22 protein-coding genes are annotated in these 20,614 nt (G+C 56.7%); 15 read left to right on the plus strand and 7 right to left on the minus strand.

All coding sequences use genetic code 11. The features are described from left to right. The first annotated feature begins 129 nt into the window (after nucleotides 1–129). Entirely contained in the window at nucleotides 130–1,167 is a 1,038-nt protein-coding gene (pyrC, locus tag GOV38_RS03255; RefSeq protein WP_171207600.1) for a dihydroorotase, read from the plus strand. Here the strand turns inward: pyrC and GOV38_RS03260 are convergent. Further along, complete coding sequence (locus GOV38_RS03260; RefSeq protein WP_171207601.1) at nucleotides 1,164–2,459, minus strand: MmgE/PrpD family protein; 1,296 nt, start codon at nucleotides 2,457–2,459, stop codon at nucleotides 1,164–1,166. The two genes, pyrC and GOV38_RS03260, sit on opposite strands and share 4 nt — an antisense overlap. A 38-nt stretch (nucleotides 2,460–2,497) precedes the next feature. Continuing rightward, on the minus strand, nucleotides 2,498–2,941 hold the full coding sequence (locus GOV38_RS03265) for a type II toxin-antitoxin system RatA family toxin (protein ID WP_171207602.1): 444 nt from the start codon (nucleotides 2,939–2,941) through the stop codon (nucleotides 2,498–2,500). A gap of 73 nt (nucleotides 2,942–3,014) precedes the next feature. Here GOV38_RS03265 and hpt point away from each other — a divergent pair, with 73 nt between their 5' ends. Both hpt and GOV38_RS03275 read left to right on the plus strand, forming a co-directional pair. Further along, a complete protein-coding gene (hpt, locus tag GOV38_RS03270) occupies nucleotides 3,015–3,557 on the plus strand; it encodes a hypoxanthine phosphoribosyltransferase (protein ID WP_171207603.1) in 543 nt (180 codons plus the stop codon). 4 nt (nucleotides 3,558–3,561) lie between these two features. Further along, the gene (locus GOV38_RS03275; RefSeq protein ID WP_171098683.1) at nucleotides 3,562–3,735 is read left to right on the plus strand and encodes a hypothetical protein; all 174 of its coding nucleotides are present in this window, start codon (nucleotides 3,562–3,564) and stop codon (nucleotides 3,733–3,735) included. Here GOV38_RS03275 and GOV38_RS03280 read toward each other — a convergent pair. From GOV38_RS03280 to GOV38_RS03290, 3 genes are all read right to left on the minus strand, one after another. Beyond that, complete coding sequence (locus tag GOV38_RS03280) at nucleotides 3,725–4,876, minus strand: amidohydrolase (RefSeq protein ID WP_171207604.1); 1,152 nt, start codon at nucleotides 4,874–4,876, stop codon at nucleotides 3,725–3,727. The two genes, GOV38_RS03275 and GOV38_RS03280, sit on opposite strands and share 11 nt — an antisense overlap. After that, complete coding sequence (gene lipA, locus GOV38_RS03285; RefSeq protein ID WP_171207605.1) at nucleotides 4,873–5,823, minus strand: lipoyl synthase; 951 nt, start codon at nucleotides 5,821–5,823, stop codon at nucleotides 4,873–4,875. Before lipA ends, GOV38_RS03280 begins: the two co-directional genes overlap by 4 nt. Before the next feature lie 108 nt (nucleotides 5,824–5,931). Beyond that, nucleotides 5,932–7,047, minus strand: coding sequence for a DUF6456 domain-containing protein (locus GOV38_RS03290; protein WP_171212967.1), 1,116 nt, complete (start codon nucleotides 7,045–7,047; stop codon nucleotides 5,932–5,934). A gap of 242 nt (nucleotides 7,048–7,289) precedes the next feature. Between GOV38_RS03290 and GOV38_RS03295 the strand changes: the two genes are divergently transcribed. Further along, nucleotides 7,290–7,589, plus strand: coding sequence for a DUF6477 family protein (locus tag GOV38_RS03295; protein WP_171207607.1), 300 nt, complete (start codon nucleotides 7,290–7,292; stop codon nucleotides 7,587–7,589). On the opposite strand, the gene GOV38_RS03300 is transcribed toward GOV38_RS03295, so the two are convergent. Then, on the minus strand, nucleotides 7,590–9,134 hold the full coding sequence (locus GOV38_RS03300) for a trimethylamine methyltransferase family protein (RefSeq protein WP_171207608.1): 1,545 nt from the start codon (nucleotides 9,132–9,134) through the stop codon (nucleotides 7,590–7,592). A 130-nt stretch (nucleotides 9,135–9,264) separates the two neighbouring features. After that, entirely contained in the window at nucleotides 9,265–9,705 is a 441-nt protein-coding gene (locus tag GOV38_RS03305; protein ID WP_171207609.1) for a GNAT family N-acetyltransferase, read from the minus strand. A gap of 91 nt (nucleotides 9,706–9,796) precedes the next feature. Here GOV38_RS03305 and guaA point away from each other — a divergent pair, with 91 nt between their 5' ends. The 11 genes from guaA (at nucleotide 9,797) to GOV38_RS03360 (ending at nucleotide 20,612) form a co-directional block, all read left to right on the plus strand. Next, complete coding sequence (gene guaA / locus GOV38_RS03310; RefSeq protein WP_171098673.1) at nucleotides 9,797–11,371, plus strand: glutamine-hydrolyzing GMP synthase; 1,575 nt, start codon at nucleotides 9,797–9,799, stop codon at nucleotides 11,369–11,371. Nucleotides 11,372–11,395: 24 nt separating this feature from the next. After that, nucleotides 11,396–12,298, plus strand: a complete 903-nt coding sequence (locus tag GOV38_RS22515) for an FkbM family methyltransferase (protein ID WP_171207610.1) — start codon at nucleotides 11,396–11,398, stop codon at nucleotides 12,296–12,298. A gap of 44 nt (nucleotides 12,299–12,342) precedes the next feature. Next, nucleotides 12,343–12,930 carry a hypothetical protein gene (locus GOV38_RS03320; protein ID WP_171207611.1) on the plus strand — a complete coding sequence of 196 codons (588 nt, stop codon included), beginning with the start codon at nucleotides 12,343–12,345 and terminating at the stop codon, nucleotides 12,928–12,930. Beyond that, nucleotides 12,927–13,820, plus strand: coding sequence for a DMT family transporter (locus GOV38_RS03325; protein ID WP_171207612.1), 894 nt, complete (start codon nucleotides 12,927–12,929; stop codon nucleotides 13,818–13,820). Before GOV38_RS03320 ends, GOV38_RS03325 begins: the two co-directional genes overlap by 4 nt. Nucleotides 13,821–13,938: 118 nt before the next feature. Then, nucleotides 13,939–15,084, plus strand: coding sequence for an OmpP1/FadL family transporter (locus tag GOV38_RS03330; protein WP_171129193.1), 1,146 nt, complete (start codon nucleotides 13,939–13,941; stop codon nucleotides 15,082–15,084). Nucleotides 15,085–15,219: 135 nt separating this feature from the next. Beyond that, nucleotides 15,220–16,131 (plus strand): DMT family transporter, encoded by a 912-nt coding sequence (locus tag GOV38_RS03335; protein WP_254430434.1) that lies wholly within the window; start codon nucleotides 15,220–15,222, stop codon nucleotides 16,129–16,131. Between the two features lie 49 nt (nucleotides 16,132–16,180). Next, complete coding sequence (locus GOV38_RS03340; protein WP_171207613.1) at nucleotides 16,181–17,053, plus strand: ATPase; 873 nt, start codon at nucleotides 16,181–16,183, stop codon at nucleotides 17,051–17,053. Between the two features lie 38 nt (nucleotides 17,054–17,091). Beyond that, entirely contained in the window at nucleotides 17,092–18,039 is a 948-nt protein-coding gene (metA, locus tag GOV38_RS03345) for a homoserine O-succinyltransferase (protein WP_171098667.1), read from the plus strand. Further along, nucleotides 18,039–18,986 (plus strand): alpha/beta fold hydrolase, encoded by a 948-nt coding sequence (locus GOV38_RS03350; protein ID WP_171207614.1) that lies wholly within the window; start codon nucleotides 18,039–18,041, stop codon nucleotides 18,984–18,986. The genes metA and GOV38_RS03350 overlap by 1 nt, the downstream gene beginning before the upstream one ends. 48 nt (nucleotides 18,987–19,034) lie before the next feature. Beyond that, entirely contained in the window at nucleotides 19,035–19,904 is an 870-nt protein-coding gene (ppk2, locus tag GOV38_RS03355) for a polyphosphate kinase 2 (protein WP_171207615.1), read from the plus strand. A gap of 93 nt (nucleotides 19,905–19,997) precedes the next feature. Beyond that, complete coding sequence (locus GOV38_RS03360) at nucleotides 19,998–20,612, plus strand: TetR/AcrR family transcriptional regulator (protein ID WP_171207616.1); 615 nt, start codon at nucleotides 19,998–20,000, stop codon at nucleotides 20,610–20,612. Nucleotides 20,613–20,614 lie beyond the last annotated feature (2 nt).

A 20,614-nucleotide genomic window follows, 5' to 3' on the forward strand; every position in this document is an offset into this window, starting at 1 on the left:
TGCCGCTGCACGGGCGTCAAGACCTTGGCCTGCCTCAGAGCTACGCTGGCTGCGTGCAGAGGCAAGTTTTTTGTCGGGTCAGGTCTGCGGTTGGTTGGTCTTTTGCCGCAGCTGTGCTAGCGCAGGCCCATGACCGATAGCCTGACACTCCGCCGTCCCGACGACTGGCATTTGCACCTGCGCGACGGCGCGATGTTGCAAGCCGTTCTACCTGAAACCACGCGCCATTTTGCCCGTGCGATCATCATGCCTAACCTTGTTCCACCAGTGGTGCGAGGCGATCAGGCCGCCGCCTATCGCGACCGTATTCTGGCCGCCCTGCCCGAAGACATGACGTTCGAGCCGTTAATGACGCTTTATCTGACCGAGGACACCGATCCCGAAGATGTGGCTGCGGCCCATGCCAGCGGGTTGGTCAAAGCGGTCAAGCTGTACCCGGCGGGAGCGACGACAAACTCGGCCTCGGGCGTGCGTGATTTCGACAAGGTGCGCCCGGTGCTTGAGAAAATGGCCGAGATCGGACTGCCCATGTGTGTTCATGGGGAGGTCACCGACGCAGAAATCGACATCTTTGACCGTGAAGCGGTGTTCATTGACCGCGTACTGGACCCGATCCGCAGATCCACCCCGGGCCTGCGTGTGGTGATGGAGCATATTACCACCTCAAACGGTGTGGAGTATGTCAAAGCCAACGCGACCGATCTGGGGGCGACGATTACGGCGCATCACCTGATCATCAACCGCAACCATATCCTGGTTGGCGGGATCAAACCGCACTATTACTGCCTGCCTGTTGCCAAGCGCGAGGAGCATCGCTTGGCCCTGGTCGCGGCGGCGACCTCGGGCGATGCGCGGTTCTTTCTGGGCACTGACAGCGCGCCTCATACCGATGACAACAAGGAAATGGCCTGCGGCTGCGCCGGTTGTTTCACCGCGACCAATACCATGTCGCTGGTGGCCGAGATGTTTGACCGGGCGGATGCGCTGGACAAGCTGGAAGGGTTTGTGTCGCTCAACGGGCCTGGGTTTTACAGATTGCCGGTCAATGAAGACACCATCACCCTGTCCAAAGGTGCGCCGGTCGAATATCCGGCCAAGATCGAGTCTGGAGACGGGCCCGTCACGGTGTTTGACCCGGGCTTTCCTCTGCATTGGCGCGTGGTCTAACCGTTCAGATGCGCCGCCAAATCCGCTGCGCGCCCTCCGGTGCGCAGCATTGACCAGATCTCGTCAACCTCATCTCGCCCGATCAGCTTGGCCGCTTTGGCCCTGACCCGATCTTCCCGGTCGGCCAGCGCCAGGGGCGTTTGCAAGTCATGTTCGGCCTCCAGCCGCGCACCATCGCGGCGCAACAATGCAAGCTTCGCCTGAGTTTCTGACAGGCTGTCATCAGCTTCAACCGTGATCCGGTCAGCCAATGATTTCAGCCGCGGGTTCTGACAGATTTGATCCGTAAAGCTTTCAGGCAGCGCCGTATCATAGCCCAAAGCCTGCATCGCGATTACAGTACGATAGGAAAACTTTGCCCCCAGCCCCGTGGTCGGGTTCACCTGATTGCAGACACTCATCCAGCGCGGATGGGTCTTGACCTTGATCTCGGCCACCTCTGGCTCAGCGATATCCAGCTCCCGCGCGGCCTCAAGCGCTGCGTGCAGGCCGTGGCAACAGGCATGGAATTTGTGGCTGACCGACTCGAACAGCCAGTCGTGGCCCAAGCCCTGCAAGGCACTGTCGGTGTCATTCTCACCCAGATGGGTCGCCCCGAACCCAAATGTGCCCTCAAGCGCCTGATCATTCGATTGAAACCCGGCGGCGATCAACAGCGCGGCCTCAAGCCCGTTGGCAGCGGCGAGGCCTGCGTTATAGGGTTTGCCCATCGTGCCGAACTGGGATTTCTGGCCCGCCGCACGTGTCGCTGTCAGACCCAGAACCTGTCGAATCTGCGCGGGATCGAACCCCAGCAACCGCCCGCAGGCGACTGCGGCCCCGAATGCACCGGATGTCGCGGTCTGATGGAAACCCGCCTGATAATGCGCCCGCCCCAGCCAAAGACCAACCCGAATGGAAAGCTCCATCCCGATCAGCGCAGCTTCGAGCAGCTCGACAATCGGTTTGTCCTTTGCTTCGGCCAGAGCCAGCGCTGCGGGCATAATAGCAACCGAGGGGTGACCGATATGAGCAAAATGGGTGTCGTCGTAGTCCAACGCGTGCGAGATGGTACCATTCACCAACGCAGTCGCACGCAGCGGTGCGGTGCCGCCACCAAACAGATGCGCCTGCCCGGCGCCCGCCTCGGCCAGAACCATATCCCGAACGATCTTTGACACCGGCTCGTCCTTACCGGCGCAACCGACTGCGATCCAGTCGAGCATCGACAACGATGTCACAATCCGCGTTTGCAAGGTCGTCGAAAGCGGGGCGCAGGCAAAGTCGGAAAGTGCGTTTGTTAGATTGGCCATGACCTGCACTCTAGCGTGCGCTGGCCGTGGGTAAAGCCTTAGCCGTAGAGATCAGCTGCCCGCTGTTCAAAGGCACGCACGATTCGATGCATGGCCTCGTTGAAAACAACGCCAATGATGCCCTGCAAGATCGCGTTCTTGAACTCAAAATCCACATGGAACGAAATGTTGCACCCTTGCTCGGTGTCTTCAAACTGCCAATCGGATTTCATGTATTTGAACGGTCCGTCCAGATATTCGGTATCGATCCGTTTGGCTGCGTCGAACAGTGTTACCCGGCTGCCGAACCTTTCCCGAAACACTTTGAACGAGATCACCAGATCCGCCTCCATCACCTGTCCTTCGCCTTCGGCATAGGTTCGGCGAATGCGGGCGGCTGCGCACCAAGGCAGGAACTCGGGGTATTTCGCGACATCGGCAACCAGATCATACATCTGCTGAGCGGTGTAAGGCAGAGGGCGGGTTTCCGAGTGGGTGGGCATGGTATCCGGGCATTAACTGGTGACAATGCCGCGTGATTTCGTATGTTGCGCGCGAAAGATCAAGGGGGCAGTGATGAGCGAGCGCGCATATGTGATAGATGAGATGATCTCGGCCAAGGCCATCGCCGCGCGGATCGAGGAGCTCTGCCGCGAGATCACCGAAGAGTTCGCAGGCACCGACAAGTTGGTTGTTGTGGGTCTGTTGCGCGGCAGTTTCGTCTTTATCGCTGACCTTGTGCGCGAACTGGATTTGCCCATCGAGGTCGATTTCCTCGAAGCCTCCTCTTACGGCGACTCGATGGAAAGCAGTCGAGAGGTGCGTATTCTCAAGGACTTGCGGGGCGCAATTGAAGGGCGTGATGTGCTGGTGGTCGAGGACATCGTCGATACCGGACACACGTTGAACCATGTCACCAACTTGCTGCAAAGCCGCCAGCCCGCGCGGTTGAAATCCATCGCCTTGCTCGACAAGCCCAGCCGACGCGAGGTCGATTTCCGATCAGACTGGATCGGGTTCGAAATCCCGGATGAATTTGTTGTGGGCTATGGGATCGACTACGCGCAGCGCAACCGCAACCTGCCCTTTATCGGCAAGGTGCGGTTCGTCGTAGAGTGACCCCATGAACCCGCGCCATCTGCTTCGCATGTCGAAATGGGCGCGCCGGCCACCGTCAGAACGTCGGGTGAAACTGGTGTTTGGCGTGCTGCTTGCCTGCGGGGTATTGGCGGGTATTCAATATCTTGGCTGGTGGCCGGATTGGGCCACGCTGGAGCCCGCGAAGTTCAGGCCCTGACGCCCAGTACCTGATCCAGTGCAGCCAGGAAGATACTCGTTCCGATAGGGATCAACGCGTCGGGAAAGTCATAATCCGGGTTGTGCAATTGCGGCTGTTCCGTGCCGGAGCCCAACCAGAACATCGCCGTCTTGGCGGATTTGCCAAACTGACCGAAATCTTCGGAAAACCGTTGAGGCTCTGACACTTGCGCACACGAAACCTGCTGTGTCGCACAGGCAGAGGCCAGCACCGCAACGGCCTCGGCGTTGTTGACACAAGCCTCAAACACATCGTCATAGCTGATCTGAACCGATAGCCCCTCGTCACGTGCAACGTCCTGCACCAAAGCCTCTGCCTCGGCGATCAAATGTTCCATACGAGCGTCCGTCACAGTGCGCAGAGTCACCCAAAGTTCAGCCTCACCCGGAGCAACCCCAAAGGTCGCTGCCCCAAGCCGGGAATGCGTAACTGTGGTCAGAGCATAATCGGTATTCAAAGCCCCTGCTGGGCCAAGCCCGGCGAAAGCGGGCATCAGACGCGCCAAAGCACCTGCGGGAGACACCCCATCCTGTGGAGCGGCGGCATGCGAGGTTTTGCCCGTCAGAACAATCCGCATCCCGCGCGACGCACAATTGGCTGGGCCCTGACACAGCTCGACAGTGCCAAGAGCCAGCCCGGGCAGGTTGTGCAGCGAAAACACATAGTCCAGGCCCAACTCTTCGAACCGGGAATCCGCGCGATAGGCGATGGCACCCTGCCCGGTTTCTTCGGCGGGCTGGAAGATCAACACCACGCGCCCGCGTGTCGGGCGACGCGCAGCAAGGGCCTGAGCGACGCCCAGAACCATGACCATATGTCCGTCGTGACCACAAAGGTGACCCTTGCCAGGGACCTGCGACACATAGGGCTGATCTGAGATCTCCTGGATCGGCAATCCATCCAGCTCACAACGGATGCCAACCACCGGTCCGTCTTGACCACTGTCGTAGATCGCAGCAACCCCATGCCCGCCCAGACCGGTCAGAACCTGATCAGGCGCAAAGCCTTGCAACAACTCAACAATGCGGGCGGCGGTGCGCTCTTCCTCACCGAACAGTTCGGGACTTTGATGCAAGGCGTGGCGACACTGGGTCAGCCACGCCTGCTGTTCAGGCGTCATACTTGGCCCAGTTTCTTCTGCCGAGCGGCGCGCAGCCGGGCAAAATCATCTCCTGCATGATAGGAAGACCGGGTCAAAGGCGTGGCCGAAACCATCAAGAACCCTTTGCCAAAGGCCGCTTTCTCATAAGCTGCGAATTCTTCGGGCGTGACAAAGCGATCTACGCGGTGATGTTTGGGCGTGGGCTGCAAATACTGGCCGATGGTCAGGAAATCGATATCCGCAGCGCGCATATCATCCATGACCTGACGCACTTGCTGTTCCTCTTCCCCCAGACCCACCATGATACCGGATTTGGTAAAGATCGATCGATCCATCTCTTTCACCCGTTGCAACAGGCGCAGTGAATGGAAATAGCGCGCGCCCGGGCGAACTTCGGGGTAAAGGCCGGGGACGGTTTCCAGATTGTGGTTGAACACATCCGGCTTGGCCTCAACCACGATCTCAAGCACAGACGGGTCACATTTTAGGAAATCGGGCGTCAGGATTTCGATTGTGGTCTTGGGCGAGCGATGGCGCACCGCGCGAATGGTCTGCGCGAAATGATCCGCGCCACCATCCGTCAGATCATCCCGATCCACCGAGGTGATCACCACGTGATTAAGCCCCAGCTTCTCAACCGCATGGGCCACGCGGCCCGGTTCGAACACGTCCAACTCATCAGGCCGACCCGTGGCGATATTGCAGAAGGTGCAGCCACGGGTACAAATCTCTCCCATGATCATCATAGTGGCGTGGCCCTGGCTCCAGCATTCACCGACATTGGGGCACCCGGCCTCTTCGCAGACCGTGACCAGATTGTTTTCCCGCATGATCTTATGCGTGTCGGCATAGCCCTTGCCGCCGGGCGCTTTCACACGAATCCACTTTGGCTTTTTCGGCTGATCGTTGTCGGGCCGATGGGCCTTTTCAGGGTGGCGTTGCTCGGGAATTTTCAGATCACGCACGAGAGGTTTTCCTGACTTCGGGTCAAACTTGCATACGCCTAACATAGTGCAAGCCTCACCTCCAGCCCAGCGACGCATGGCCGCTATGCGTTTAGCAGCCCCCCGAGATCAACCAATCAATCGGTCCGGCTCAGCCTGGTCTTCGTAATGCCGTTTCAAGCGCTGCAAGGCGATGCGCAGCACGATCTTGCCGGATCGCGCCGACCAACCCATGCGTGTTTCCGACAATTCCAACCCTTCCAGATAACAGCAGCAGCGCAGCGCAACATCGCTGAGCCCCGGCCCCAGATCTGACAGCGCGGCAACAACACGATCGCGGGCGCCGCTTGAACCTTGAGCGCCGGACAGCTGTCCATCGTTCCGCGAACCTGTCCCGGCGGTCAGAAAATGCTCCCAATTCTGTGCTACTTTCGGGCCGATCTGAGCCAGCTCAAAGTCTTCACGCAAGCGCTCTCCCGCAGTGACCAGACTGTCGTCCAGAAACGGTTTGCCATCCCTGTCACGCCGTCGCGCCAACGCGATCAGCGGGCTTTCAGCCGAGCTGTATCGGGCGCGCGCGAGCTTTTTCGGTCGTCCGGGAGCAGACGCGGACTTGGCGTTGAATGGCAGGAAATCAGCCTGTGCCTCGGCCATGCCAAGTTCATTTCGCGACCTTGCACGGTTTTCCGCCTCAGCCACCAGATGGCTGAGCGCCGCGCGGCCGGAAGTCGAAATCCGATAGCGCGAAATACGACCGGGATTGTCGCAGGTTATCCATTCCTTAAGCGCCAGCGCTTGTGCTATCTTGCATTCCACAACCGCCGTTTTTGTGGTGCCACCGTCCCCGTTGTCACGGACGACCACAGCCTTGTCCATATCTTCGGCAACAGCAAGTACAGCGCCGGTTTCACACATGCGGCGCAATACGCGCAAAGCCTCGCGGTCGAACTCTTCATCATAGGCGGCAAGCGGATTATCCGCGTCGGCGCCATACATATGTGATCCTGCCACCTGCCCCGGTTCGTCGGTAAAATGCGTATCTGCCAACCGCTGAAGGGCCGCATCCACCGAGGGATCATCCCGACGCATTTCAATACGCCGGATTTGCCTGAGAATAGTCGAGGCATGGCACCCCTCGGTTCGCGCAATATCCCTGATCGATCGCCCCGACTCGGTATGTGCTAGGTATCGCTGCGCCCCTTCCGGGACCCATGCAGGAACGGTGAAAGCCATGCTGTTTTCCATATTTATTTGCCCTCGTCGACAAGCCAAAATGCCAATCTCTGTCGCCGGATTCTTAGTTAACCAAATCTAACTAGAGGTGCTTTCGTTACTCGTTCGTTAATCTCGGACGACAGGGAGCAGAATTGGTTCAAAAAGATAAACACTCGTGAAACCAACGTTCGGGGCGAGGCTGGACAAGGCAACACCCGCTTAGGTTGTGCAACAACATGGCCAGAGACATTCTGACCCACAGGAGCCTTCCCATGCAGGACTTGATGACCATGATTTCAGCATTGCGCCGCCCCCGTCTTTTGACCCGCGCGGCTAAGATCGGCGCCCAGGATTATGATCGCGAACGGCATTTGCAACGTGTTCTGGGGTATGGGCCCCTGCCATCAACGGGTGCCGCGCTGATGCGTTTGATCGAGGTGGAGCGGGACGTGAATGGCCTGCGGCAAGATGAGGATGCGGCCTACTCGCTGGTCAGGCATTTGGACATATTGATCGCTTTGATCGGCGAAGCGCAGCTGTATCAGGCCAGCCGCGCCTCGCATTACGCCTGATCAGGTGAACGCGTCGGGCATCGAGGCCTTTTTATCGGCCACATAAGCTTCGAGCGCGGTTTGAATGGCTGGGTCCATCTGCGGTTGCTTATAGTTGGCGAGCAGATGCTCAACCCGCGCCGAGGCCAGCGCTCGCGTATCGCGCGCGCCCTCTTCTTCCCAGGTCTCGAACGGCTTGTAATCCAACAGGTCGGTTTTCCAGAAAGCTTCCTTGAAATTGGCCTGTGTGTGGGCACATCCCAGATAGTGCCCGCCGGGACCAACCTCGCGGATCGCATCCATGGCCTGAGCATTTTCGTCATAGGCCACACCTTTGGCCAGCCCGTGCAACACGCCCAACTGGTCGGCATCCATGACGAATTTCTCAAAATCGGCGACCAGACCGCCTTCAAGCCAGCCACACGCGTGCAGCATGAAATTCACACCTGCCATCAGCCCCATATTCAGCGAATTCGCTGTTTCATAGGCGGCCTGCGCATCGGGAAGTTTCGAGCCACAGAACGACCCAGCAGACCGGAACGGCAGACCCAGACGCCGCGCAAGTTGACCCGCGCCATAGGTCACGTGCGACGCTTCGGGTGTTCCGAAGGTCGGCGCACCCGAGTTCATGTCGATCGAAGATACAAATGCCCCAAAGATTACAGGCGCACCCGGACGAATGATCTGTGTATAAGCCACACCCGCCAAAACCTCGGCCAGAACCTGCGTCAGTGTCCCCGCAACCGAGACCGGAGCCATTGCGCCACCCACGATAAAGGGCGACACGATGCAGGCCTGATTGTTCTTGGCATAAACCTCAAGCGCGCCCATCATGATATCGTCAAAGGTCATGGGCGAGTTGATGTTGATCAGCGAGGTCATCACCGTGTTGTTCTGTACGAACTCTTTGCCGAACAGGATTTCGCACATCTCAACCGAATCCTGCGCACGGCTTGGATCGGTGACCGAGCCCATGAAGGGCTTGTCGGAAAGCGTCATATGCGCCAGCAACATGTCCAGATGGCGCTTGTTCACCGGCACATCGGTGGGTTCGCACACTGTCCCGCCCGAATGGTGCAGCCATTTGGACATATAGGCCAGCTTCACGAATTTGTTGAAATCTTCCATCGTCGCATAGCGCCGACCACCCTGGGCATCGCGCACAAAGGGAGGGCCGTATACCGGTGCCAGAACCAGGTTGCGGCCACCGACAACAACGGATTTCTCTGGGTTTCGGGCATGTTGCGTAAAGCTGCTGGGCGCTGTCTTGATCAACTCACGTGCCAGTCCGCGCGGAATGCGCACACGCTCGCCTTCAATCTCGGCCCCCACATCGCGCCAACGTTCAAGTGCGGCCGGGTTATCAACGAAATTGACCCCGATCTCGGCCAGTACCGTTTCGGCATTTGCCTCGATGATCTCAAGCGCTTCGTCGTTGAGAACCTCGAAATTGGGAATATTGCGTTCGATGTATTTCGCAGTCTCGATCTTGACTGCAGTGCGCTCGGCCCGCCGTGCCGCGCCACCGCCGCCTCTGGTTCTGCGTCGGGTGTTTGCTTCAGCCATGCGAATATCCCGCCTTTATGCTTCTGAATGCTACGATTTGAACGTGGTGGTACAGGACACCTTACACGCTCTGCCGGTGTATTGCGGCGCTATTGGGGAAAAAGCGACATATGACGCTGAGTGACAAAGCTCAGCCCAAGACCTTTTCCAATGTTACCGTGTTCCCGTCAGCGCCCGTTTCCACCCATCCCATATGCTGATACATGGCCCGTGTGGCGGTCATTTTGACATGCGTTTTCAGAACCATACGCGTCAATCCCTCATGAACAGCCTGATCTTTCGCCACCTTCAGCAGCCGTTTCGCCAACCCCTGCCCTTGTGCCCACGGACTGACCGCCAGATTAAACACCATGATTGCGTCATCGACCCGTTCGAAAACGACTACACCCAAGACGTCCTGTCCATGCGCTGCAACATAAACGTCATGTGCGGCGATTTCCTCTTCGACCCCACCCGAAACATCCGGCAAATCCGGCAAATCCCGCAGGGCCTCCGCATAGGCCGATTGGATACAGGCGCGAATAGGTGCGGCATCTCCTTGGACGGCTTTTCTCAGTTCAATTTCAGGCATATGACCCTCCGATATGATGCATCTGCCAATAGAAAGCGAGTTGCCGCTCATTCTGCTTGCACTGCGCAGTCTTGCAACCTAATAGCCAGACATGACCCAGGACACCCACGACCGCCTTCTCATCATCGACTTTGGCAGCCAGGTAACGCAACTGATTGCACGCCGCCTGCGCGAGTTGAATGTCTATTGCGAAATCCACCCTTATCAGAATGTCACGATGGATTTTGTGCGCCAAATGGCCCCCAAAGCTGTCATCTTTTCGGGCGGCCCGGACAGCGTCACGCGCGAGGGCTCGCCTCGTGCACCGCAAGAGATTTTTGACTATGGCGTGCCCATTCTGGGCATTTGCTATGGCCAACAGGTGATGATGCAGCAACTGGGTGGCAAGGTCGAAGGTGGCAAGATATCTGGCGGTGGCGGCACCGCAGAATTCGGGCGCGCTTTTGTCACGCCCGGCCAGCCGCTTGATATTCTGGAGGGTTGGTTCGCAGACGGCGACGAGCAGGTCTGGATGAGCCATGGCGACCATGTCAGCCAGCTGGCACCGGGGTTTGAGGTTTTTGGAACCTCGCCCAACGCGCCCTATGCCATTACAGCCGACACTGACCGGCATTTTTACGCCGTGCAGTTCCACCCCGAGGTTCACCACACCCCCAATGGCGCGCGGCTCTATGAAAACTTCGTGCGCCTGGCCGGGTTCACAGGCGACTGGACCATGGGCGCCTATCGCGAACAGATGGTCGAGGCGATCCGCACCCAGGTTGGCGACAAAAAGGTCATCTGTGCTCTGTCGGGCGGTGTCGACAGCTCGGTCGCGGCCGCGCTGATCCACGAAGCCATTGGCGACCAGTTGACCTGCGTGTTCGTCGACCACGGGCTTTTGCGCAAGAACGAGGCTGCTGAAGTCGTCGGCATGTTCCGCGATCACATGAACCTGCAAGTGATCCATGCGGACGAGACCGAGCTTTTTCTGGGCGAGCTTGAAGGCCAAAGCGATCCCGAGACCAAGCGCAAAATCATCGGCAAGCTGTTCATCGACGTGTTCCAGAAATACGCCGATCAGATCGAGGGCGCTGAGTTTCTGGCGCAAGGCACGCTCTACCCCGATGTGATCGAATCCGTGTCGTTCTCGGGCGGACCCTCGGTCACGATCAAATCGCACCACAATGTCGGCGGCCTGCCGGAAAAGATGGGTCTGAAACTGGTCGAACCGCTGCGCGAGCTGTTCAAGGACGAGGTCCGCGCGTTGGGCCGCGAATTGGGCCTGCCCGACAGCTTCATAGGCCGCCACCCCTTCCCCGGCCCGGGCCTTGCCATCCGCTGCCCCGGCGAGATCACCCGCGACAAGCTGGAGATCCTGCGCGAGGCAGATGCGATCTATATCGACCAGATCCGTAAACACGGCCTGTACGACGAAATCTGGCAAGCCTTTGTCGCCATCCTGCCCGTCCGCACAGTTGGTGTTATGGGCGATGGGCGCACCTATGACTATGCCTGCGCCCTTCGCGCCGTGACATCGGTGGACGGCATGACCGCAGATTATTACCCGTTCAGCCACGAGTTCCTCGGTGAAACCGCAACCCGCATCATCAACGAGGTGAAAGGCATCAACCGATGCACCTATGACATCACCTCGAAACCTCCGGGCACGATCGAGTGGGAATGAGACCAAATAAGGAGGGTATTGGGCGTGCAGAACGATCAAATAAAAAAAGGCATCGAACTATTTGGCCACGAAATCATTCGGTCGAAACGTACCAATGCCGCCAGAGAACAACTTAGCCGGTTGCGCGGTGAGTTGAACGATTCCCTTACGAAAATTGGGAAACTCACCGATAGACAAACTGCACTTAGAACCGAGCTTTCTGCGCTTAGAGCTGAACTCGATCAGACCCGACGGGAACTGACGGCAAGCGAAAAACGCTCCGAGGAAGTGCCCGAACTCCTTGATCTCGCTTTGCAAGCTTCGGGCTGCAAACAGCCATCGCGCGCTCAGTTGAAGCAAGACATTTTTGTTTTGCTTCAAACAAAATTCAAGACCGGCGGCTACTTTGTGGAATTTGGCGCGACTGACGGATTAGGTCTGAGCAATACATATCTTCTTGAAAAGAACTTTGGCTGGACAGGGATCCTGTCTGAACCGGCACCAATGTGGCACGCAGCATTAAAGCAGAACCGAACCGCCGCGTTAGACTTTGACTGCGTTTGGAAAACCACAGGCGATCTGCTAGATTTCAACATGGTCGAAGACGGAGAGTTTTCGACAGTCAACGAGTTCACCCGCAGCGACCAGCACGCCGAAGTCCGGCAATCTGGACAAGTTCTGAAAGTCAAATCCGTTTCGCTGAACGACTTGCTTGAACGGCATAATGCTCCGCGCCAAATTGATTATCTGTCGATCGACACTGAAGGCAGTGAATATGAAATCCTGAGCAATTTCGATTTCTCGAATCACGACATTCAGATCATCACCTGCGAGCATAATTTCACAAAAATGGGCGATGAGATATTCGAGCTGTTGAGCAGCAAAGGGTATACACGCGTGTTGGAAAATATCTCGAGATGGGATCATTGGTACGTCAGGACCGCTTGATGCAGCACCATGATTTACCAATCTATTCTTGAGAGGAACACATCATGAGCAGAATGTCATCGAATATCGCTCAGACTTTTGGCTACAGACTGGTCAAGGGCGAAGATGAAACACCTACTGATCCCATTGTGGAGAACGTCGAACCCGAGGAACAGAACATCGAGGCTGGAACACGTAATTTTAAGCAAATTTGTTTCGACGGAAGTTTCATTCAGTTCTTTGTCTCTAACGAACAATTCTCTGTTGATGCTTTCACGAACGAATCCTGGTGTGATCGTTTGGACATCTTGCATTCGGATATTCAGGCGCATGAGGTCGAAATACTCGAAAATGCCCGGACAACCTTGCCCGAGAAACAAGCAGATTTCGTTTTCGTTTCAACTCATAGCGACGCGCTACATAATACTTTGATCGAGAAACTTAAGTCCGTCGACTGTCGCATCAAAGCATCATCTTTCTTCGAAGATCACAGCACCAGCTTGGACGAATTTATTCTGTCAAGCAGCCCCGATATTCCTCCTCTGTTCAACAACTTCCAACCTTGGGGTCGCCACGAAATCGCAGCTGCCAGCGGCGCTGAGTTGTTAGAGAAACTCAAGCTGGACTTGGTCGCCACGACCTCAGCAAAATGAATAGCATCGCCAAAGCCGGGCTTTGGATGATCGGGGCGATTGCCTCGTTTACGTCGATGGCGGTGGCTGGGCGCGAATTGAGCGCTACGCACGACACGTTCGAGATCATGTTCTATCGCAGCCTTGTTGGCGTTTGCGTTGTTTGCCTGGTTCTTACGTTCACCGGAAAGTGGCATCAGGTTTCCACCCAAAAGCTTGGTCAACACGGGCTGCGCAACGTGCTGCATTTCACCGGGCAGAACCTTTGGTTCTATGCCATTGGTGTCATCCCACTGGCCCAGGTCTTCGCGTTGGAGTTTACGCAGCCCATTTGGGTCATCCTATTGTCGCCGCTTTTGCTGAAAGAGCGCCTTACGCCTCTCAAAGTTGTTGCGGCACTTATCGGATTTGCCGGAATTCTGATGGTTACGCGACCCGGTACAGCGCCGATCAGTCTTGGACTGGTCACCGCAGCTCTGTCGGCCGTATTCTTTGCGCTGACAACAATCACGACCAAGTCGCTGACCCGCTTTGCCAGCATCGGTTGCATTATGTTCTGGCTGACCGTGATGCAGGCCATATTGGGTCTTGTCGCGTCGGGCATTGATGGTGAGATCACCCTGCCCAATGCCAGTACCGTACCTTTCCTTTTGTTGGTTGGATTTGCCGGTTTGCTCGCGCATTTCTGCATCACAAATGCGCTGGCCATTGCGCCCGCAACGGTCGTCATCCCTTTTGATTTCGCTCGTCTTCCAACGATCGCGATCGTTGGGATGCTCTTGTATCACGAGCCGATCGACCTCTGGACCCTGTTGGGTGCCATTGTGATATTTGCGGGTATCTACCTGAATGTTCGGTCCGAGAATCGTAACGAATCTGCAACAGTCCGTAACGTCAAGACCTCAAAGTAACGCGGGGTCACCAGTTGACGGAACTTTAACGTATAAGGGAGTAACAGCCCGGTAACACCGCCGGGTGACCTCAGACAAGAGCAGTTTTCCGGCATTGGACAGTGTAAGGGAGAATAATATGAGGAAAGCGCTGTTTAGCGCTTGCGCCGTGTGTGTCGGAGCGACAACAGCGCAGGCAGGTGGTCTGGATCGCAGCGGCCAACCGATAACCCTGATCTTCGAAGAAGGGAACTATGCAGAGTTTTCTGTATCGAGGACCAACCCGGATGTCGAAGGGACCGACCTGACCAACCAAAACCCATTCGGAACGCCCACAGGGAACGTTGCGCAGGACTTCAACCAAGTTGGTGCGGGGGTAAAGTACCAATTCAATGACCAATTCTCGGCCGCACTGATCTATGATCAGCCCTTTGGGTCGGATATCAGCTATCCCACGCCGTCGGGCAACCCAACGCAGCCAGGATCGCTGCTTTTGGGCGGGACCGAGGCGTTTGCCGAATCTGACAGCTATACAGCCTTGTTGCGCTACAAGTTTGACCCCAACTGGAGTGTGCACGGTGGCGTGCGCTACCAACAGGTTGAGGGTAATATCCAGCTGCAAGGCCTGGCTTATGGTCCATTCTCGGGTTACGGGATCGACCTTGATCGCGAGGGAGGTTTTGGCTGGGTTCTGGGTGCCGCCTATGAGATCCCCGATATCGCACTGCGGGTTGCCCTGACCTATCAGTCGAAGATCTCTTTTGACTTCGACACCACGGAAAGCTCGCCTTTGTTCCCGGTCACCCTGACCGGAACGCAAGAGGTTGAGACACCACAATCGGTCAATCTGGACTTTCAGACTGGCGTTGCCCAAGACACGCTTCTTTTCGGCAGCGTACGGTGGGCCGACCACAGTCAGACACAGTTGAGCACAACCGCCGTTGGGCCGCTTCCCAGCGTCGAGTTGATTGACCTCAACAACTCGTTCACCTTCAACCTGGGCCTGGCGCATCGCTTCAACGAAAACTGGGCGGCTTCGGTCAACCTCGGCTATGAAGAAGCGGATGACGACGATCTGGTATCGCCGCTTGCTCCGACCAATGGCTTCAGAAGCATTGGTGTTGGGTTGCAATACACCCATGAAAACATGCGGATCAGCGGTGGCTTGCGGTACACAGATCTGGGTGACGCGTTCGCAGAAACCGGCACACCAGACGTTGCGCGCGCAGATTTCAGCGGCAACGACGCCGTAAGCTTTGGGATCCGCGTAGGCTTCAGCTTCTGAACCTGTGCCGAAGGGTGCTCAACACTATTCAAGCTACGCTCTGAGCACCTCAACCAGATGGCATAACATCAACAAAACCCCGCCCAACCGGCGGGGTTTTTTGCACATGATCCGGGTCGCAAATCTGATCTGCCCATGACACACACGCCCATGGCTTCGCAAAAATCACTGACAGTAAGAACCTGGTTCGAACTCATCCTTTTGGGTGCGATTTGGGGCGCATCCTTTTTGTCGATCCGGGTGGCGCTGGATACGGTACCTGTCGTCACATCTGTCTTTCACCGTGTTGTTTGGGCCAGTGTGATCCTCTGGGCAGTCATCGCCTGGCGGCGTATCCCGTTGAGGCTGAGCGCCCGGCACTACTTTGCCTTTCTGGTCATGGGATTTCTGAACAATGTGCTACCCTTTTCCCTGATGGCCTGGGGTCAGCTTTATGTTGAGACCGGGCTGACCTCGATCCTGAACGCAGCCACCGCGATATTTGGTGTTTTGCTGGCGGCGGTGTTTTTCAAAGACGAACGCCTGACCCCGCTCCGGCTGCTGGGTGTCACGCTTGGGTTTCTGGGGGTGTCAATTGCAATAGGGATACAGAATTTCACCAGCCTGAACCCAGCAAGCCTGGCCCAACTGGCGATACTTGCGGGCACCGTCTCTTATGCCTGCGCCGCCGTGTGGGCCCGAAAACACCTGACCGACCTGCCACCTCAGGTGGCTGCGGCGGGCATGTTGACTAGTGCCACCCTGATGATGGCACCGATCACGCTGGCTATAGATGGTGTACCGACCTTTGCGTTGCCCTGGCAAGCGCTGCTTGCGATTGGGTATTACTCAATCATCGCCACCGCGGGCGCCTATCTGCTCTATTACCGCGTGCTGGCCAAAGCGGGCAGCGGCAATCTGATGCTGGTCACCCTGATCATCCCGCCAGTGGCGATTGTCCTGGGCGCAACCTTGCGCGATGAGGCGCTGTCGCCCAACGCCTATCTTGGCTTTGCCATTCTGGCCCTCGGTCTGATCCTTCTCAGCCGTGCCAACCGACAAGATTGACGCCGCGCCCGGCCCGATTTAGCTAGGTCAAAACAAGAGGCTGCGGAAGATGATCTATAACTCGGCAAAGGACTGGCGCGAGGCGGCGCGAAAGAAAGTGCTGTTCTTTGGCATGTCGGGGCTTGGTAAAACCTATGTCTCGAACGTGTTGCGCGACGCGGGCGACTGGTTTCACTATTCGATCGATTACCGCATCGGCACGCGCTATATGGGCGAATACATCACCGACAACGCCAAGGCACAGGCAATGAAAGTGCCGTTCCTACGTGAACTTCTGCTGTCGGATTCCATCTATATCGGCTCGAATATCTCGTTCGAAAACCTGACGCCGGTTTCGGCCTATCTTGGTAAACCGGGCAACCCCGATCTGGGCGGGCTAGAGATATCGGAGTACCGCCGCCGGCAAGAGCAATTCCGACTGGCCGAGATCCATGCCTTGTTGGATACAGAGTATTTCATCGACCGCGCTGAACGACTGTATCACTATCCCAATTTTATCTGCGATACGGGCGGGTCGATCTGTGAATGGGTTAACCCGGACGATCCAAACGATCAGATCCTGTCGGAACTGTCGCGCCATACGCTGATGATCTGGATCCAGGGTGATGACGCCCACACCGAAGAACTGATCCGCCGGTTCGACAAGGCTCCTAAGCCGATGTCCTACCAGGCCGAATTTTTGGACCAAATGTGGGAGGAATACCTCAAGCAGGAAAACTGTGCCGCGTCCGAGGTCGACCCGGATGCCTTCGTGCGCTGGACCTATGCCCGTGCGTTGGCTCATCGTCAGCCGCGCTATCAGGCGATGGCCGACAACTGGGGCATTACGGTTACCGCCGATGACATTGGCAAGGTCCGTGACTCGGGCGATTTCGATGAGTTGATCGAACGCACCCTTGAGGCTCGCGCCAACCCGACCTAAGTATCAGGCCTTGTTTATACTTTTGGAACGCCACCCTCATGCCGATCAAGATCCCGTCCGACCTGCCTGCCTTTGACGTCCTCAGCCAAGAGGGTGTTATGGTCATGGACGAAGATCAGGCCACCCGTCAGGATATCCGCCCCTTGCGGATTGGGCTTCTGAACCTGATGCCCAAGAAAATTCAGACCGAGAACCAATTCGCGCGTCTGATCGGGGCCACGCCCCTGCAGATCGAGCTGTCTCTGATCCGCATGACGGAACACAAGACCAAGAACACAGCCGCAGCCCATATGGCCGAATTCTACAAGCCGTTCCAAGAGGTCAAGGATCAGAAGTTTGATGGCTTGATCATCACCGGCGCGCCGATTGAGCATCTGGAGTTTGATGCGGTCACCTATTGGCAAGAGCTGGGCGAAGTTTTCGATTGGACCCAAACCAACGTACACTCCACTTTCGGTGTTTGCTGGGGTGGAATGGCAATGATCAACTATTTCCACGGTGTGAAAAAACACATTCTGGACGCCAAGGCCTTTGGGTGTTTCCGACATCAGAACCTTGTGCCTGCTTCACCGTTTCTGCGTGGGTTTTCTGATGATTGCGTCATTCCCGTAAGCCGCTGGACCGAAATGAAACAAGCCGAGATCGACGCAGCGGAAGGTCTGACAACACTCTTGGGCAGTGACGAGGTTGGGCCTTGTCTGGTTGAGGACCCGGCCCATCGTGCGCTCTATATATTCAATCATTTCGAATATGACAGCGACACGCTGAAACAGGAATACGACCGCGATGTTGCCAATGGCACGCCGATCAACGTGCCCATGAACTATTACCCTGACGATGACCCGACCCGGGCGCCTCAAAACCGATGGCGCAGCCATGCGCATTTGCTTTATGGCAACTGGATCAGTGAGATCTACGAAACCACCCCGTATGACATCACACGGATCGGTGTCGAGAAAACCGATCTGAGGTCCGGATCAAGCTGATGCGTGTCGCGGTCCTTTTGCTTGTGGTGTTGGTGCTGATGTGGGGCTTTGCTCTATGGCGGTCTTACCACCAGACCGCTGAAGCCGAGATCGCATTTCCTGCCGAGGGCCAGTTCGTTGACGTCGACGGTATCCGCATCCACGCCGTGGTGATGGGCGAAGGCCCTGATGTGGTCCTGATCCATGGTTCGAACGGCAATACCCGCGACATGACCTTTGCTTTGGCACCGATCTTGTCCGATCGCTATCGGGTGATCGTCTTCGACCGGCCCGGACTGGGCTATTCCGACAGCTTCAACCCCAACGGCGAAACTATTGAGGAACAAGCAGAAGTTCTACAAAAAGCCGCGGCGCAACTGGGGGCTGAAAAACCGATTGTCGCGGGGCAAAGCTATGGCGCATCAGTGTCATTGGCTTGGGCTGTGACCCGCCCAGACAACTTATCTGCCTTGGTTCTTATGGCGCCACCCGCAATCCCCTGGGAAACACCGTTGAGCGGGTTCAACCAGATGGCGTCTACGAAGGTCGGCGATGCGCTTGTCTTGCCCTTTGTGTCCAGTTTTGTGCCGCAATGGTTCGTGGACAATGCATTGGATCAGGTTTTTGCACCGCAAACCGCCCCTGAAGGATATGCGGACCATTTTGGCCCCGATCTGACGATTCGACGCGACTCGATGCACACCAACGCCCGTCAAATGGCCAACCTTCTGGATGAAGTAACCGAATTGCAGCCACGGTATGGGGATATTTCCGTTCCCACCGAGATCGTGCATGGCACCGCTGACACGACCGTAAGCCTAGATTGGCACGGCCCGGGCCTTTTGGCGCAGATTCCCGGGGCAGAGTTGGTGGAGTTGGACGGCATAGGCCACATGCCACAGATCGTGGCAGCCGACGCCGTTGCTGAAGCAATTGACCGGGCCGCTGAACGTGCGGGTTTGCGTTAATCTCTTGTGTAATCCATAGTAAGTTATGGATTTTATGGCGAGGTGCGGATGACCCATACCACACAAGGGGCAATCAAAAAGTATTTCAAGAAAGACGCTCCCAAGGACGTTCGCAAAGCGATTGAGACCGCCAAGAAAGGCGAGATTCTGACGCCCAGCTATCCCTACTCAGAGAAGATGAAATCCAATGAGTATTTCGATCAGATGGACGCGCTCCAGATCGAACTGGTTAAGATGCAGGCCTGGGCCAAAGAAACCGGACAACGGATTGCCTTGATATTCGAGGGCCGGGATGCCGCTGGAAAAGGCGGAACAATCAAACGGTTCAGGGAAAACCTTAACCCTCGTGGTGCGCGAAATGTCGCGCTGAGCAAACCCTCGGACGCTGAGCGGAGCCAATGGTATTTCCAGCGTTACGTGCAGCATCTGCCCTCGGCCGGGGAAATCGTGTTTTTCGACCGCAGTTGGTACAATCGTGGCGTGGTCGAAAACGTCTTTGGCTTTTGCACGCCCGAAGAACGCGAGCGTTTCTTCCGACAAGTTTTGCCACTGGAAACCGGGTTTGTGAATGACGGCATTACACTTTTTAAGTTCTGGCTGAACGTCGGTCGCGCAGAACAGCTGAATCGGTTTCTTGCGCGTGAGGAAGACCCGCTAAAGCAATGGAAACTCAGCCCGATCGATATCGCAGGTCTGGACAAATGGGACGAGTACAGCAATTCGATCGAGGAAACACTGACCCGGTCCCACACGGATCGGTCTCCCTGGACTATCGTCCGGTCAGATGACAAAAAGCGTGCCCGCCTTGCTGCGATCCGCACTGTTCTGAGCGCGCTGAACTATGACCAGAAAGACCCCGGCGCTGTAGGCTCACCCGATCCCAAGATTTGCGGTGGACCGGAACTTTGGGATGCGTGACCCTCAAACGCCGATCACCGTTGGACGCTACTGGCTGTGTGCTCTATGTCTATGCATCCAGACGGCAAGCAGTCAGAAAAAGATGACCCGGGCATGAGCAAACGCGGCTATCATCACGGTAACCTCAAACAAGCCTTGATCGAGGCCGCGCTGTCGCTGATCGAAGCCAAGGGTCCAACCGGATTCACCCTGTCTGAGGCGGCCAAGACCGCTGGTGTGACCCCAGCGGCAGTCTATCGCCATTACCAGGGGCGCGAGGATCTAATTGCCGAGGCCGCGCGCCAGGGGTTTGAAATATTCGCTGACTTGATGCAATTTGCCTATGACAAGGGTCAGCCGTCCGCTCTGGCAGCGTTCGAGGCAACCGGTCGCGCCTATCTGGCCTTTGCGCGCAAACATCCAGGCCATTACATCGCCATGTTCGAAAGTGGCATTTCGGTCAACCGCACCCCCGAACTGGCGATGGCCGCAAACCGTGCCAAAGGGGTTCTCGAAAAGGCTGCCGAAGATCTGTCGCGTCACATCCCACCGGAGAAACGTCCACCCGCTTCGATGTTCAGTGCCCATATCTGGGCGATGAGCCATGGGGTGGTCGAACTGTTTGCCCGCAACACAGGCGCCACTTCACCCTACCCTCCCGAAGACCTGCTGGAGACCGGCATAGGTATTTATTTACGCGGCCTCGGCCTCGTGCCCCAAGACGACTAACC

The organism is Ruegeria sp. HKCCA5839 (genome assembly GCF_013035585.1).
GTDB lineage: Bacteria > Pseudomonadota > Alphaproteobacteria > Rhodobacterales > Rhodobacteraceae > Ruegeria.

Coding starts and splice junctions, on each gene's coding strand:
- GOV38_RS03275 (WP_171098683.1), top strand. CDS start 3,562: ATGAACCCGCGCCATCTGCTTCGCATGTCGAAATGGGCGCGCCGGCCA.
- GOV38_RS03280 (WP_171207604.1), bottom strand. CDS start 4,876: ATGACGCCTGAACAGCAGGCGTGGCTGACCCAGTGTCGCCACGCCTTG.
- GOV38_RS03360 (WP_171207616.1), top strand. CDS start 19,998: ATGAGCAAACGCGGCTATCATCACGGTAACCTCAAACAAGCCTTGATC.
- GOV38_RS03325 (WP_171207612.1), top strand. CDS start 12,927: ATGAATAGCATCGCCAAAGCCGGGCTTTGGATGATCGGGGCGATTGCC.
- GOV38_RS03350 (WP_171207614.1), top strand. CDS start 18,039: ATGCGTGTCGCGGTCCTTTTGCTTGTGGTGTTGGTGCTGATGTGGGGC.
- GOV38_RS03295 (WP_171207607.1), top strand. CDS start 7,290: ATGCAGGACTTGATGACCATGATTTCAGCATTGCGCCGCCCCCGTCTT.
- pyrC (WP_171207600.1), top strand. CDS start 130: ATGACCGATAGCCTGACACTCCGCCGTCCCGACGACTGGCATTTGCAC.
- GOV38_RS03305 (WP_171207609.1), bottom strand. CDS start 9,705: ATGCCTGAAATTGAACTGAGAAAAGCCGTCCAAGGAGATGCCGCACCT.
- GOV38_RS03320 (WP_171207611.1), top strand. CDS start 12,343: ATGAGCAGAATGTCATCGAATATCGCTCAGACTTTTGGCTACAGACTG.
- GOV38_RS03265 (WP_171207602.1), bottom strand. CDS start 2,941: ATGCCCACCCACTCGGAAACCCGCCCTCTGCCTTACACCGCTCAGCAG.
- ppk2 (WP_171207615.1), top strand. CDS start 19,035: ATGACCCATACCACACAAGGGGCAATCAAAAAGTATTTCAAGAAAGAC.
- GOV38_RS03330 (WP_171129193.1), top strand. CDS start 13,939: ATGAGGAAAGCGCTGTTTAGCGCTTGCGCCGTGTGTGTCGGAGCGACA.
- GOV38_RS03290 (WP_171212967.1), bottom strand. CDS start 7,047: ATGGAAAACAGCATGGCTTTCACCGTTCCTGCATGGGTCCCGGAAGGG.
- hpt (WP_171207603.1), top strand. CDS start 3,015: ATGAGCGAGCGCGCATATGTGATAGATGAGATGATCTCGGCCAAGGCC.
- GOV38_RS03260 (WP_171207601.1), bottom strand. CDS start 2,459: ATGGCCAATCTAACAAACGCACTTTCCGACTTTGCCTGCGCCCCGCTT.
- GOV38_RS03300 (WP_171207608.1), bottom strand. CDS start 9,134: ATGGCTGAAGCAAACACCCGACGCAGAACCAGAGGCGGCGGTGGCGCG.
- metA (WP_171098667.1), top strand. CDS start 17,092: ATGCCGATCAAGATCCCGTCCGACCTGCCTGCCTTTGACGTCCTCAGC.
- guaA (WP_171098673.1), top strand. CDS start 9,797: ATGACCCAGGACACCCACGACCGCCTTCTCATCATCGACTTTGGCAGC.
- GOV38_RS03335 (WP_254430434.1), top strand. CDS start 15,220: ATGACACACACGCCCATGGCTTCGCAAAAATCACTGACAGTAAGAACC.
- GOV38_RS03340 (WP_171207613.1), top strand. CDS start 16,181: ATGATCTATAACTCGGCAAAGGACTGGCGCGAGGCGGCGCGAAAGAAA.